Here is a 13,473-nt window from a genome sequence, read left to right on the forward strand (position 1 = left end):
TGTGGTGGATGCGCTGATCTCGTTGGACGGGGTCGAGAAGGTCTTTGACGTACGGCGCCGGGTGAGCCTGATGCGCCGGGAGAAACGCCAGGTCAGGGCGGTGGACGGGATCAGTTTCGAGGTCGCCCGGGGCGAGATGGTCGGCTATATCGGGCCCAACGGTGCCGGGAAGTCGACCACGATCAAGATGCTGACCGGCATCCTGACCCCGAGCGGCGGCCGGCTGCGGGTCGCGGGCATCGACCCGGCGCGCGAGCGGATGCGGCTCGCGCACCGGATCGGGGTGGTGTTCGGGCAGCGCACCACGCTGTGGTGGGACCTGCCGCTGAAGGACTCGTACGGGTTGATGCGGCGGCTGTACCGGGTGCCGCGGGCCCGCTTCGAGGAGAACCTGGAGCGCTGCGTGGACCGCCTCGACCTGGCGGAGCTGCTGGACGTGCCGGTACGGCAGTTGTCGCTGGGGCAGCGGATGCGCGGGGACATCGCGGCGGCGCTGCTGCACGATCCGGAGGTGCTGTACCTGGACGAGCCGACGATCGGGCTCGACGTGGTGAGCAAGGCGAAGGTACGGGGGTTCCTGCGGCAGCTGAACGAGGAACTCGGCACGACGGTGCTGCTCACGACGCACGACCTCCAGGACATCGAGCAGCTGTGCGAGCGGGTGATGGTGATCGACCACGGGCAGTTGATGTACGACGGGCCGCTGGGCGGGCTGCACACGGCGGGGGCGGTGGGGGAGAGCGAGCGCACGCTGGTGGTCGACCTGGAGCGCGAGCTCGCGCCGATCAGCGTGGCGGGCGCGCGGGTGGTGAAGGTGGAGGGGCCGCGGCAGTGGCTGGCCTTCCCCGCGGGGGCGTCGGCGGCGCCGCTGGTGGCGGCGGTGGCGGCGGACTACCCGCTGGTGGACCTGTCGGTGCGGGAGCCGGACATCGAGGACGTGATCGCGCGGATGTACGCGGGGCGGGGGTGAGGGCGGGGTGGATCCGGGGTCGCGGTCCGGGGCCGGGCGGGTGCGGTGTCTGCGCCCGGTGCCGGTGCCGGTTCGGTGCCGGGCTGATGTCGGGGGAATATGGGGGAGATCTCGGGACGATCTCAGGGGCTTAGTCATACAACTCCCCGACAACCCTGCATAGTCTGGTCCGCATGAGTGACGAGCGGCCGGAGAAGCCGTTGCCGGAGCTGAGGGCGTCGGACGCCGACCGGGACCGGGTGGCGGAGCGTCTGCGGGACGCCGTCGCCGAGGGCCGGCTCGACATGGAGGAGTTCGAGGAGCGGCTGGACGCGGCGTACAAGTCCCGTACGTACGCGGAACTGGAACCGCTGACGCGGGACCTGCCCGCGCCAGCGGCCGGCGGGCCGGCGGCCCGGCCGTCGGCGGCCGCGGAGCCCTGGACGGGCCGGATCGGCGGGGCGGGCTCCTCGACGGCGGCCGTGGCGGTCCTGTCGGGCTTCCAGCGCAAGGGGCGGTGGACGGTGCCGGCGCGGCTCGACGCGGTGGCGTTCTGGGGCGGCGGCCTGCTGGACCTGCGCGAGGCGGACTTCGCGCAGCGCGAGGTGGTGATCAACTGCATCGCGGTCATGGGCGGCATCGAGATCACGGTCCCGCCGGGGGTGGAGCTCGACGTCCGAGGCATCGGGGTCATGGGCGCCTTCGAGCACAGCAACAACCCGGGCCCGCCCGAACCGGGCGCCCCGCGGGTGGTCGTGACGGGCTTCGCCTTCTGGGGCGGCGTGGAGGTCAAGGTCAAACCCCGCAAACGCCCCCCGGGCAAGGACCCCCTCCGCAAACAGCTCTAGGTCGTCACAGCACCGCCCCGGGCAGTGCGCGGAGCCGAGGACGCGGCCCCCGCCGAGGCGGCGGGACGGTGCCGGTTGGTACGCGTACCCGCAGGGGTGGCGGGACGGTGCCGGTTGGTACGCGTACCCGCAGGGGTGGCGGGCATGCCCGGGCGTCACCCCGCGGGAGCGGCTCGGCATGCCCGGGCGTCACCCCGCGGGAGCGGCTCGGCATGCCCGGGCGTCACCCCGCGCGGGAGCGGACTGGCGTGGCGGGAACTCCTCGTCCCTCCCGGGAGTCGGATGCTATGCAGACAAAACCGGCGCCCCCGGGGGAAGGCAGGAGCACGTGGAGAACCGCAGCACCACCGGAGGTACCGGCACCACCGGAGGTACCGGCACCACCGGAGGTACGGGAGGTACCGGAACCGTGCCACCGGCCCCCGCACAGGCACCCCCGCCCCCCACCCGCGGCGCGTTCGTCTTCAGCGCCGCCGACGAGGAGCGGCGTCGCGGGGTCCGCCGGATGAAGGCCACCGCGACCGGTCTGCTGATCCTGGTCGCGCTGGTCTACGTACTGGCCAAGTACGCCCAGCACGCCTGGGGCGCCGGCGGCTGGGCCGGGTACGTCGCCGCCGCGGCCGAGGCCGGCATGGTCGGCGCGCTCGCGGACTGGTTCGCCGTCACCGCCCTCTTCCGGCGCCCGCTCGGCCTGCCCATCCCGCACACCGCGATCATCCCGACCAAGAAGGACCAGCTCGGCGTCTCCCTGGGCGAGTTCGTCGGGGAGAACTTCCTCTCCTCCGACGTGGTCCGGGCCCGCCTCCACGCCCTCGGCATCGGTGGCCGCCTCGGCTCCTGGCTGGCCGAGCCCGAACACGCCGACCGGGTCACCGCCGAGCTCGCCGCCGCGCTCCGCGGCGCCCTGACCGTGCTGCGCGACTCCGACGTGCAGGCCGTCGTCGGCGAGGCCATCACCCGGCGGGCCGAGACCGCCGAGATCGCGCCGGGCATCGGCAAGACGCTGGAGCGGGTCGTCGAGGACGGTGGCCACCGCCGGGCCGTCGACCTCATCTGCGCCAAGGCCCACGACTGGCTGGTCACGCACGGTGCCTCGATCACGGACGCGGTCCAGGGCGGCGCCCCCGGCTGGACCCCGCGGTTCGTGGACCGCAAGGTGGGCGAGCGCGTCTACAAGGAGCTGCTCCGCTTCGTCACGGAGATGCGGGACATGCCGGAGCACCCCGCGCGCGGTGCGGTGGACCGGTTCCTGACGGACTTCGCGGCCGACCTCCAGTCGGACACGGAGACCCGCGCGAAGGTGGAGCGGCTCAAGTCCGAGATCCTGGCGCGCGACGAGGTCCAGGACGTCATCGCCTCCGCGTGGTCGGCGATCCGCTCGATGATCATCTCGGCGGCCGAGGACGAGCAGAGCGAGCTGCGCCTGCGGGTCCGCGCCTCGCTGATCTCCCTCGGCGCGCGACTCGCCACCGACGGCCGCCTGCAGGCGAAGGTGGAGGGCTGGATCGAGGGCGCCGTCGTCTACGTCGTCACCACCTACCGGACCGAGATCACCTCGCTGATCACGGACACCGTGGCGGGTTGGGACGCCGAGCACACCTCCCGCAAGATCGAGGCCCACATCGGCCGCGACCTGCAGTTCATCCGTATCAACGGCACGGTGGTCGGCGCCCTGGCCGGCCTGATGATCTATACGGTGTCCCGCGCCTTCGGGGCGTAGGACGGCGGGGGCGTGCGCGGGAGCGCCCGCGGGAGGCGGAGCGGCGGGAGCGTGCGCGGGAGCGGCAGTTCCAGCTGGGCGTGCCCGCGTGCGGTGACGGCCGGGGGCGCGGGGCGGGCGGTGCCCAGGGCGAGGAGCGCGCGCACGGCGGCGACCACGTCCGCCGGTCTGTCGCGGAGCAGCCCCGGCGTCGTACTGGCCACCAGGACGCCCCGGGACTCCAGGCGCAGCCGCCGGTGCAGGGTGGCCTGCCAGGCGTCGCGCGTGTAGTGGTACTCCGCGGAGTCGATTTCCAGCGCCACGCCCTCCTCGGGCCAGTACGCGTCCGGGCTGGCGAGGAAGGCCCCGTCGGGGCCGTGGAGGCGGGCGTTCCACAGCGGGGCCGGGAGGTCGGTGGCCACCAGGGTGTCGCGGGCGCGGCCCTCGGCGATCGACCGGACCCCGGTGACCAGTTCCGCGGTGGCCGCCCGCACGGCGGGGCGGCCGCGGATCCGGCCGGCACGCAGTTCGGCGTGCAGGTCGTGCGGGTGGCACCAGCCGCCCTGGACCACGTTGGCCAGTACGGAGCGCACCAGGTCGGGATCGTCCGTACGGGCCGCGAAGTCCGCGGCGGCCCGGATCGGGCGGGTGCTGGGGACGCCGGAGATCTGGATGGTGGCGGGCCAGCGGGAGGTCGAGCCGGGCCGGACCCGGCCCGCGGCGGCCGGCGAGCGCGGGGCGCGGACGAGGACGTCCAGCGGTTCGGGCGGGGCGTCGCGGATGCCCAGGAGCGCGAGGGCGGCGCCGCCCGTCAGCGCGGCGGTGGACCCGGAGAGCGGATCGGCCGCGGGGTGGGCGGCGTACAGGACGGCGGACAGCGCGTGCTGCCGGGTGTCCGGCGGGCCGGTCTGCAGGAGGTACACCCGTGGCAGGAGTCTCTGCCAGGGCCCTCCGCGGCGGCTGCGGCCGCTGATCGTGCCGGCTGGGATGCCGGCCTGCTTGAGCTGGTGGTAGGTGGCCAGGTTCAGCTGGCGCTGGGCGATACGGGCGAGGGCTCCGGGGCAGGTGATCATGCCCGGGGCATGCCCGGTGGGGCGGGCGCGATGCTCAGGCCGCGGGGTGGTTCGGGGCGAGGAAGACGACGACGCCGTTCTGTGTCCCGGGCAGCGGGGTGATCTCGTGCCAGCCGAGGCGCCGGTAGGTGGCGACGGTGTCGGTGGCCACCCGGGCGGTCAGCAGCCAGGCCCGCTCGTCCGGGGCGTCGGCGGTGATCTCGGCGAGCAGGGCGCGCCCGGTGCCGTGCCCGCGCGCGTGCGGGCGTACGGCGAGCTCGTCGATCTCCAGCGCGCCGATGAGCAGTTCCCGTACGCGCGGCCGGCCCAGCTGCGCGGTGACCTGCCCGTAGGCGCGGTCGCGGGGGAAGGTCTTGGGGGTCAGCCAGGCGGTCGCGAAGCCGTCGATGCCGGCGGGCGATTGCGCGAAGGCGGTACGGAATCCGGCGCGGCGGCTGTCCGCCTGGAGCCGGAGGGAGAACTGGCGAATGGTTTCTTCGTCCTCGTTCCACGGTGGCGCGGAGAAGACCTCGCTGTAGGCGTCGGCCAGTTCGTCCGACAGGTCCAGCACGGCCGGTCCGTAGCAGATCACGTTTGCAGCTCCTTGGGCCGGCTTGGGCGGGTTGGGTCGTATCGCCCGTGTAGGAGAGTGAATCTACGCGGGGGAGGTTCCACGCAGTGCAGGTGGGCGGATCCGGAGGGTGTGCGACAAATCCGACTTCCGTACGCGGCCCGGGCCCGCCCGTATCGCCGCCCCCCGGCGCGGCGTTGAAACCGTGTGCGTACCTCTCTCCTGCGCCAGGCCCTGGCCGGGCTCGCCGCGTGCGCGGTGGCGTTCTTCATCATCCTGGGTGTCATGGCGGTCCTGCCCCGCGCCGTCCAGGACAGTCTCCCGCCCGGCATCCTCGGCGGCGCGGTGGTGGTCCTCGGCGTGACGGCCGCCCGCCGCTACGCGCGCCGCGCGCGTTAGCCTCGTACCGTCACTTTTCGAACGGCTGGAGGCCCCCACGATGGCGCAGATCCCCACCTCGGCAATAGCGGCGGCCGGACTGGTCGGCGGCTACGCCACGGCCCGCTGGACCGGCCGCCGACCGCTCGGCGGCGTGATCCTCGCGGCCGCGGGCACCCTCGCGGCCCGCGAATGGCACCGCCGCACGTCCCCGAGGACGACGGCCCTCCTCGGCACGGCCTACGTCGCCGCGTTCGCGGGATCGCACCCCCTGGCGAAGAAGATCGGCCCCTGGCCGGCGGTCTTCACGGCGGCCGCCGCGATGGCCGCAGCCTCACACGCCGCGGCCGACTCGCGCTAGCCCGCCGGTAGCCCGCCGGCTGCGCGCAGAGCTTGTCGGTCGAGTCGTTTCAGTCGCTCGACTCGCCTCAGCCGTTTCCGAGAGGGTGGTCCGGGGGACGGGGCGTGTGCTCCGGCGGGGGTTCGTCCCGCTTCAGGGTGATCGCGCGGGCCACTTCCTCGGGCGTCTGGTGCTCCCAGAATCGGAGCACCGTCCAGCCCTCCGTCTCCAGGTGGGCGGTCGTCTCGCGGTCGCGGGACATGTTCTTGTCCAGCTTGGCCCGCCACCATTCGGCATTGGCCTTCGGTCGCGTCGCGTGCTCGGGGCAGCCGTGCCAGAAGCAGCCGTCGAGGAACACGGCGATCCTCGCGCGGGTGAAGGCGATGTCGATGGTGCGCCGGCGTATGCCGGGAACGGGGAGGCTCACGCGATAGCGGAGGCCGGACGCGTGGAGGAGACGGCGAACGGCCAGCTCCTGTGTCGTGTCGCGCGAGGCCTGTCGACTCATGCGCGCCGAGACACCGGGGGAGGAGGGGACGGCACCAGGCATGGACGCATGATGTCAGCCCCCCTCGTCCACCATCGACTCGGACTCAGGTGGCGTTGTGGCACTCCGCGTACGGCTTGCCCGAGGTGCACCAGCAGGGGGCCGTGGGGGTCGGGGGCCAGGGGGTGGCCTTGCCGCGGGCGGCCAGGGTTGTGGCGTATTCGGCCAGGAGGGACGGGGAGGCCGGGGAGGTCCTCTCCGACGCCGCGAAGGCCTCGTAGGACGGGACGCTCGCCGTGACGATGCCGAGGTTCGTGGTGCCCGAGGCGGCCAGGGCGCGCAGGGAGGTCTCGATGTCCCGCAGGTGGGCCTCGTGCGAGGGGTACTCGGAGGCCAGGGTCGGGTAGCTGGTCAGCAGCTCCGACAGTTCGCGCTGCGGCCAGTGCAGGATCGCCACCGGGAAGGGGCGCGAGAGGGCCGCGCGGCGGTCGCCCAGTTCGGCGCGCAGGCGGGCGATCTCGGCGCGCAGCTCGGTGGGGTCGTCGGAGCCCAGGGCCCAGATGCGCTTCGGGTCGTGGAGCTCGTCGAGGGGGATCGGGCCGATGTGGCGGGTGTCCGCGACCATGTCCCAGTCGTCGTGCGGGCGCCCGAGGAGGCGGCGTACGCGGTGGCGGCCCGTCAGGAGGGCGGTGGTGGCCGGGGTCAGCGGGTCGTCCTCCGCGATCAGGAGGGTGGCCGCCTCGGTGAAGCAGTCGTGCGAGGCCTCCAACTCGTCGTGGGCCTCCAAGGCTTCCGCGATCACCTCCCACGGCGCCGGGTCCTTGGGCGAGGCGGCGCGGATGCCCGAGATGAGGGCGCGGGCCTCGGCCTCGTGGCCGTACTCCCAGAGGTTCGCCGCCTGCAGGGCCTTGATCAGGTGGGGGTCGGACGGGGTGGAGGAGAGGAGCTGGTCGTACAGGGCACTCGCCCGGTCGCGTGCGTCCCCCAGTTCGAGGTGGGCCGCGGCCTGGAGGAGCAAGGGCTCCTGGTCCTCGGGGTAGCGGGTCGCTGTGCGGATCAGGCGCTCGGCTTCGGCGATGTGCTCGGCAGGCGTGTCGGGGCGCATGGTTCACACCGTACTGCCGCTGGTCAGTTGACGGGGGAGGACTTAGGGTGCCGCCCGTGCGAGATCGCTTACCCGTGGTGGTGCAGGGGGGCGGCCGGCGGGGGCGCCGGGCCGGTTCCGCCGGTGTGCTGTGGGCGGCCGCCGAGCTGATCGTCACCGTGGGCGTGGTGGTCCTGTTGCTGGTGGTGCACCAGGTGTGGTGGACGAACCGGCAGGCCGTGGCCGCCGCGCAGGAGCAGGTACAGGCTCTGGAGCGGGCCTGGGGCGGTGCCGAGCCCGTCCTCGGTGCTTCGTCCCCATCCCCGTCCCCGTCCCCTCCGGGCGGCAGCGTCGATTCCGATCCCGATCCCGATCGCGGGCCCGATCGCGGGCCCGGCCGCGATGCCGGTGGCGGTCCGGGGTCCGCCGCGGGGCCGTCGGCCGGGCCCCCGGACCGGGCCTACGCCGTCCTGCGCATTCCGCGTCTCGGGCTCGTCGTTCCCGTCGCGCAGGGCGTCGACAAGCGGGCCGTCCTGGACAAGGGGTACGCCGGGCAGTACCCGGGGACCGCCGGGCCCGGGGCGCAGGGGAACTTCGCGCTGGCCGGGCACCGCAACACCCACGGCGAGCCCTTCCGGTACATCAACCGGCTGCGGGCGGGCGACGAGCTGATCGTCGACATACGGGGGCGCCGGTACACGTATGTGGTCGGGAGGACACTGAGCCGGACGACCGAGCGGGACACCGGGGTGATCGCGCCCGTGCCGCGGAGCGTGGTGAAGCCGGACCAGGGGTACAGCGAGCCGGGCGCCTACATCACGCTCACCACCTGCACGCCCGAGTACAGCTCGAAGTACCGGCTCGTGGTCTGGGGGACCCTCAGGGCGTCCTAGCCGGATGGGTTGTCGGTGGGCCCGGTTACTATCGGTCTCGTACGGGAGTTCGTGCGCGGGAGTGGAGAGGGGGAGGTCCGTATGGCTCGGCAGCAACTGCAGCAGCAGGCGCAGCGACGACGAGGCGGCGGCCGCCTGCCGTCCTTCGCACTGTTCGCCCGGACCTCGCGGGCCCTTGCCGTGCTGCTCCCGCTCGTGCTGCTCGGGGGATTCCTCGGGCTGTTCGCCGGGGAGGGCGGGCTGGGCGCCGTCGTGGTCGCCTTCGCGGCCACCGTCGCCGTGGGTACCGCGGCCCTGGCCGCCGCCGCGCGGCTCGTGCGGCCCGTGCCGCCGCACCGAATACGCACCGCGATCCGTGATCGCGAGCAGCGCACGGCGTTCCTGCCGCAGCGCGATCCCGATGCCTCGGGCCGCGCGCGGCCCAGGGCGCCCGGCCGTCTCCTCCCGACGGCCGCGTAGGGGCGCGCAGTACATCCCGCCTTCTGCTGACTGATCACTGTCGTCGCCCCTCGCGGGTCGTCACGCCGAAATGCATCTCTTTCGACGTTCGACGAGACCCTTCGGAGGGCCCGCGTGTCCGTTTTCACCCACCTTGTTGCTGAGCTGGGCCGGCTTCTCGAGCCGGTGCTGGCGCAGTCCGCGACCGCTGCCGCGATCGTGCTGTTCACCGTGCTCGTGCGGCTCGCCCTGCACCCGCTGAGCCGGGCCGCGTTCCGGGGGGGCGACTCCCGTGGCGGGGTGCCTGCCCGTGCTGCTGCAGCTGCCGGTGTTCTTCGTGATGTACCACGCGTTCTCCTCCGCCGAGGTGGGCGGGAAGGCCAACGAGCTGCTCGGGCACCGGCTCTTCGCCGCGCCGCTGGGCTCCCGGTGGACCGAGGCGCTGGGAGAGGGAGGCCTGTTCGGGGCGCAGGGGCTGGTGTTCCTCGGCCTGTTCGCGGCGATCGCGGTGGTGGCCGCGTGGAGCGCGGTGCGGGGGCGCCGTACGGCCGCGGCGGTCGCGGCTGCCGCTGCCACCGCCGCGGCCACTGCGCCGAAGAAGGCCGGTGCCCGTACCGGTGCCCGTACCGGTGCCCGTACCGGGTCCGGGACCGGCGCCCTGTCCGGGGCTGGGGTCATGGCCGAGGTGAGTGCCGAGCAGCAGGAGGTCATGCGCAAGCTGGGCGGCGTACTGCCCCTGCTGTCCTTCGGGACGCTGATCACGGCTGCCGTGGTGCCGCTGGCCGCCGGTCTCTACCTGGTGACCACCACCGCGTGGTCGGTGGCGGAGCGGGCTTGGCTCCAGTACCGCAAGGAGCGGGCGGAGGGGCAGACGGAGCAGCGGGCCGAGCAGCCGGCAGCAGGCTGAGGGATGGAGGCAGGCGTTCCAGTCTGTGAACAGGGTCTTGCGGATTGGGTGGACATCTTGGAGGATCGACCAAATCCTCCGATGGCCGCAACCCATCGGCCGGCCCTGGGCATGCCCACGGGCCGACCAGCCACGACCACGGGAGAATGCCCATGAAGCTGCTGCGTGTCGGACCCGTAGGGTCGGAGCGCCCCGCGCTGCTCGACCGGGACGGGACCCTGCGTGACCTGTCCGGCCTGATCACGGATGTGGACGGCGCTCTGCTCGCCGACGACGCCGTGCTGACCCGGGTGCGGGAGGCGGCCGACTCCGGTGAGCTTCCGGTCCTGGGCAGCGAGGGTCTGCGGATCGGTGCGCCCGTCGGGCGCATCGGCAAGGTCGTGGGCATCGGCCTGAACTACTTCGGGCACGCGGCCGAGATCGGCGCGGAGCCGCCGGCCGAGCCGATCCTGTTCCTGAAGGCCCCGGACACCGTGGTCGGCCCCGACGACACCGTGCTGATCCCGCGCGGCAGCGTGAAGACGGACTGGGAGGCCGAGCTCGGCGTCGTCATCGGCGCCACCGCGGCCTACCTGGACTCCGCGGAGCAGGGGCTCGCGCACGTCGGCGGCTACGTGCTGGTCAACGACGTTTCGGAGCGCGAGTTCCAGATCGAGCGCGGCGGCACCTGGGACAAGGGCAAGAACTGCGAGACCTTCACCCCGCTGGGCCCGTGGCTGCTCACGGCCGACGAGGTGCCGGACCCGCAGGTCCTGGACGTGAAGCTGTGGGTCAACGGCGAGCTCAAGCAGGACGGCAACACCGCGGACCAGATCTTCCCGGTCGGCGAGGTCGTCAAGTACCTGAGCCACTTCATGACCCTGTACCCGGGCGACGTCATCGTCACCGGTACGCCGGCGGGCGTGGCCATGGGCCGGCCCGAGCCGAAGCCCTACCTGCGGGCCGGTGACGTCGTGGAGGTGGAGATCGAGGGTCTCGGCCGTCAGCGCCAGGAGTTCAAGGGCGCGTAGCGCGCGCAGCGGGCCGGACGACCCGAGGACGAGGGAAGGCGAGGGGCGGGGCTGCCGGTGGCGGCCCCGCCCCTCGCCCGTGGGTACGGGGCCGCCACCGGCCCTCGGCCGGCAGGCGGCGACGCCGGTCGGTGGGCGCCGGGCCGGACCCGTCGGTGGCGGTCACGTCGTCCGGGTCCGGGGCAGGGTTCGAGCGCGTCCGTGTGCCCGTGCTTCGCATGTCACTCGGAGCCGGACGCCGGGCGGGGATCTACGCAGGGGCGGGGATCTCCACCGCCACACCCTCCCGGGACGACCGGCGGGCCGCCTCCAGTACGTCGAGGCACTGCGCGGCCTCGTGCGCCGTCACCGGCGCGGGCCCGCCCGTGCGCAGCGCGGCCTCCACCGCCGCGTAGTAGGCCGGGTAGTCGCCCTGCTCCGTCGGCACCGGGATCCCGCCGCCGGTCAGCGGAGACTCGCCGGAGCCCAGCCGGCCCCACAGGTGCGGGGGCTCCTCGCCCCAGGGCAGGTCCCCGTCCGGCCGCAGCCCGTCGCGCAGGGCGCCCTCCTGCGGGTCGAGGCCGTACTTCACGTAGCCGGCGCGGGAGCCCAGGACACGCATCCGCGGGCCGAGCTGGGCGGTGGTCGCGCTCACGTAGAGGTGGGAGCGGATCCCGTTCGCGTGCGTGATCGCGATGAAGGTGTCGTCGTCGGTCTCGGCGCCCGGGCGGCGTACGTCGGCCTCCGCGTAGACCCGTACCGCCGGACCGAACAGCACGAGGGCCTGGTCGACGACGTGGCTGCCGAGGTCGTACAGCAGGCCGCCGATCTCCTCCGGGGCGCCCGACTCGCGCCAGCCGCCCTTCAATTGCGGGCGCCAGCGCTCGAACCGGGACTCGAAGCGCTGGACCTCGCCGAGTTCGCCGTCGGCGATGAGGCGGCGCAGGGTGAGGAAGTCATTGTCCCAGCGGCGGTTCTGGAAGACGGAGAGGAAGGTTCCGCTGTGGTCCGCGAGGGCGGCGAGTGCGCGGGCCTCGGCAGCGGTGGCGGCGAGGGGTTTGTCCACGACCACCGGGATACCGGCCTCGAGGGCGGCGGTGGCGAGCGGGACGTGCGTCCGGTTGGGGGAGGCGATCACGACCAGGTCGAGGTCCCGGTCCCACAGCTCGTCGGCGGTGGCGGCGATGCGGACATCGGGGAACTCCGCGCGGGCCTGGGCCTGTCGGGCCGGGTCGGAGGTGACGACCGTGTCGAGGGTGAGTCCGTCCGTGGCGGCCACGAGGGGGGCGTGGAAGACGGAACCGGCGAGTCCGTAGCCGATGAGGCCGACGCGGAGCGGTGCGGGGGTGTCGGGAGAGGCGGGGGAGGCGGGGGTGCTCATGCAACCACTTTGGCAACAGTGTTGCCGAAGTGCAAGGAGGGTGGACAATGGTCTGGTGAACAGGGGTAGCGGAGACGGACGCGGCGGGGTGAACCTGCCGGCGCTGCGCGGGTACAACGAGGCGCTGGTGCTGGACCTCCTGCGCGGTGCGGGCCCGGCGGGTCTGGGCCGCGCCGAGCTCGCCGCCCGTACGGGACTGACCCCGCAGGCCGTCAGCAAGATCACGGCCCGGCTCGGCGCGGACGGGCTGGTCGCCGAGGCCGGGCGCGCCGCGTCCACCGGCGGAAAGCCGCGCACCCTGCTGCGGCTGGTGCCGGAGGTGCGGCACGCGGTCGGGGTGCACGTGGACCGCGACGAGCTCCGGGCGGTACGGGTGGACCTGGCGGGGCGTGTCGCCGACGAGAGCCGCGGCCCGCTCGACTTCGGGGCCGGCCCGGAGGCGGCGGTGGAGGCGATCGTACGGGCGGTCGCGCGGGTCGCGGACCCGGCCGGGCTGCCGCTCCTGGGCGTCGGGGTGGCCGCACCGGGACCGCTCGACCACGAGATCGGGGCGATGGGGCGGGTCACGGGGTTCCCGAGCTGGAAGGGCTTCCCGCTTCGGGGAGTGCTGGAGGGGCGGCTGGGCCTGCCGGTGCTGCTGGACAAGGACACGAACGCCGGTGCGGTCGCGGCCGCGGGGGCGTGGCTCCGGGCGGCTTGGCCGGGTGCGGGTGCGGGACATGGCGCGGGTGCCGGGCGGGGCGTGGGCGCCGGGCGTGGCGTGGGTGCGGGACATGGCGCGGGTGCCGGGCGGGGCGGTGTGGGCGCCTGGCCGGAGGTGGATGTCCATGCCGGCGGCGGGCCCCATACCTGCGTGTACCTGCACGTCGGGACCGGGCTCGGTGCGGGACTGTGGCTGCGCGGCGGGGTCTATCGGGGTGCTCGCTCGGCGGCGGGGGAGTTCGGCCACCAGGTGCTCCTGCTGGACGGGCCGCAGTGCCGGTGCGGGGCGCGCGGCTGCGTGGAGGTGCTGTGCCTGGGGGCGGTGGCCCGGGGTGATCTTCCCGAGGCCGCACGGATCCTGGGCGAGGCCGCGGCGAACTTGGTCGCACTGCTGGATGTGGACCGTGTGCTGCTCGGCGGGCGTGTGGTGGCGGCGGCGCCGGACGTCTTCGTGGCCGGGGTCGGAGCCGTGCTCGCGGCGCGGGCGCTGGATCCGGCCCGGCCGGTGGTGGCGCTGGCGGGGGCGGGGGTGGCGGAGGGGGCGGCGGAGATGGTGCTGGCGCCGTTGTTCGGGCGGGCGGGGTGAGGTTGCCGGGTGCGGGTGCGGGTGCGGGTGCGGGTGCCGTGCCGTGCCGTGCGGCGCCGTTGCCGGGGGCGCTGCCCCCGGACCCCCGCGCCTCAAACGCCGGCGGGGCTGAGGGGGGCGCCTCAAACGCCGGCGGGGCTGGGGGGGGTGTGGCGGGGGTGGATTGGGC

14 protein-coding genes and 1 pseudogene are annotated in these 13,473 nt (G+C 74.1%); 10 read left to right on the top strand and 5 right to left on the bottom strand.

Features of this window, described 5'->3' with window-relative positions:
• The first annotated feature begins 1 nt into the window (after position 1).
• The 3 genes from ACIQZO_RS11420 to ACIQZO_RS11430 all read left to right on the top strand — a co-directional run bounded on the left by ACIQZO_RS11420 (position 2) and on the right by ACIQZO_RS11430 (position 3,517).
• Entirely contained in the window at positions 2–970 is a 969-nt protein-coding gene (locus ACIQZO_RS11420) for an ATP-binding cassette domain-containing protein (protein WP_403623611.1), read from the top strand.
• A gap of 173 nt (positions 971–1,143) precedes the next feature.
• The gene (locus ACIQZO_RS11425; protein WP_403623614.1) at positions 1,144–1,797 is read left to right on the top strand and encodes a DUF1707 domain-containing protein; all 654 of its coding nucleotides are present in this window, start codon (positions 1,144–1,146) and stop codon (positions 1,795–1,797) included.
• A 328-nt stretch (positions 1,798–2,125) separates the two neighbouring features.
• Positions 2,126–3,517, top strand: coding sequence for a DUF445 domain-containing protein (locus tag ACIQZO_RS11430; RefSeq protein ID WP_403623617.1), 1,392 nt, complete (start codon positions 2,126–2,128; stop codon positions 3,515–3,517).
• Here ACIQZO_RS11430 and ACIQZO_RS11435 read toward each other — a convergent pair.
• A complete protein-coding gene (locus ACIQZO_RS11435; RefSeq protein ID WP_403623619.1) occupies positions 3,487–4,569 on the bottom strand; it encodes a hypothetical protein in 1,083 nt (360 codons plus the stop codon). The two genes, ACIQZO_RS11430 and ACIQZO_RS11435, sit on opposite strands and share 31 nt — an antisense overlap.
• Positions 4,570–4,603: 34 nt before the next feature.
• Complete coding sequence (locus ACIQZO_RS11440) at positions 4,604–5,140, bottom strand: GNAT family N-acetyltransferase (RefSeq protein WP_403623622.1); 537 nt, start codon at positions 5,138–5,140, stop codon at positions 4,604–4,606.
• Positions 5,141–5,326: 186 nt separating this feature from the next.
• On the opposite strand from ACIQZO_RS11440, the gene ACIQZO_RS11445 reads away from it, so the two are divergent.
• Positions 5,327–5,518 (top strand): hypothetical protein, encoded by a 192-nt coding sequence (locus ACIQZO_RS11445; RefSeq protein WP_403623625.1) that lies wholly within the window; start codon positions 5,327–5,329, stop codon positions 5,516–5,518.
• Positions 5,519–5,558: 40 nt separating this feature from the next.
• On the top strand, positions 5,559–5,858 hold the full coding sequence (locus tag ACIQZO_RS11450; RefSeq protein ID WP_403623628.1) for a hypothetical protein: 300 nt from the start codon (positions 5,559–5,561) through the stop codon (positions 5,856–5,858).
• Between the two features lie 67 nt (positions 5,859–5,925).
• On the opposite strand, the gene ACIQZO_RS11455 is transcribed toward ACIQZO_RS11450, so the two are convergent.
• Positions 5,926–6,387 carry a very short patch repair endonuclease gene (locus ACIQZO_RS11455; protein ID WP_403623631.1) on the bottom strand — a complete coding sequence of 154 codons (462 nt, stop codon included), beginning with the start codon at positions 6,385–6,387 and terminating at the stop codon, positions 5,926–5,928.
• 43 nt (positions 6,388–6,430) lie between these two features.
• Positions 6,431–7,429 carry a tetratricopeptide repeat protein gene (locus ACIQZO_RS11460; RefSeq protein WP_403623634.1) on the bottom strand — a complete coding sequence of 333 codons (999 nt, stop codon included), beginning with the start codon at positions 7,427–7,429 and terminating at the stop codon, positions 6,431–6,433.
• A gap of 47 nt (positions 7,430–7,476) precedes the next feature.
• Between ACIQZO_RS11460 and ACIQZO_RS11465 the strand changes: the two genes are divergently transcribed.
• From ACIQZO_RS11465 to ACIQZO_RS11480, 4 genes and pseudogenes are all read left to right on the top strand, one after another.
• On the top strand, positions 7,477–8,301 hold the full coding sequence (locus ACIQZO_RS11465; protein ID WP_403623637.1) for a class E sortase: 825 nt from the start codon (positions 7,477–7,479) through the stop codon (positions 8,299–8,301).
• A gap of 81 nt (positions 8,302–8,382) precedes the next feature.
• Positions 8,383–8,760: a DUF6412 domain-containing protein gene (locus tag ACIQZO_RS11470; protein WP_403623640.1), complete on the top strand. Its 378-nt coding sequence runs from the start codon at positions 8,383–8,385 to the stop codon at positions 8,758–8,760.
• Between the two features lie 114 nt (positions 8,761–8,874).
• A pseudogene (locus tag ACIQZO_RS11475) lies at positions 8,875–9,646 on the top strand (YidC/Oxa1 family membrane protein insertase).
• Positions 9,647–9,798: 152 nt separating this feature from the next.
• Positions 9,799–10,656, top strand: coding sequence for a fumarylacetoacetate hydrolase family protein (locus ACIQZO_RS11480; protein ID WP_403623642.1), 858 nt, complete (start codon positions 9,799–9,801; stop codon positions 10,654–10,656).
• 250 nt (positions 10,657–10,906) lie between these two features.
• Here the strand turns inward: ACIQZO_RS11480 and ACIQZO_RS11485 are convergent, their stop codons facing one another.
• The gene (locus ACIQZO_RS11485; RefSeq protein ID WP_403623645.1) at positions 10,907–12,016 is read right to left on the bottom strand and encodes a Gfo/Idh/MocA family oxidoreductase; all 1,110 of its coding nucleotides are present in this window, start codon (positions 12,014–12,016) and stop codon (positions 10,907–10,909) included.
• Between ACIQZO_RS11485 and ACIQZO_RS11490 the strand changes: the two genes are divergently transcribed.
• The gene (locus tag ACIQZO_RS11490) at positions 12,015–13,304 is read left to right on the top strand and encodes an ROK family protein (RefSeq protein WP_403623648.1); all 1,290 of its coding nucleotides are present in this window, start codon (positions 12,015–12,017) and stop codon (positions 13,302–13,304) included. The two genes, ACIQZO_RS11485 and ACIQZO_RS11490, sit on opposite strands and share 2 nt — an antisense overlap.
• Positions 13,305–13,473: the final 169 nt, after the last annotated feature.

The sequence above is a fragment of the Streptomyces sp. NPDC097617 genome (assembly GCF_044761485.1).
Classification (GTDB): Bacteria; Actinomycetota; Actinomycetes; order Streptomycetales; family Streptomycetaceae; genus Streptomyces.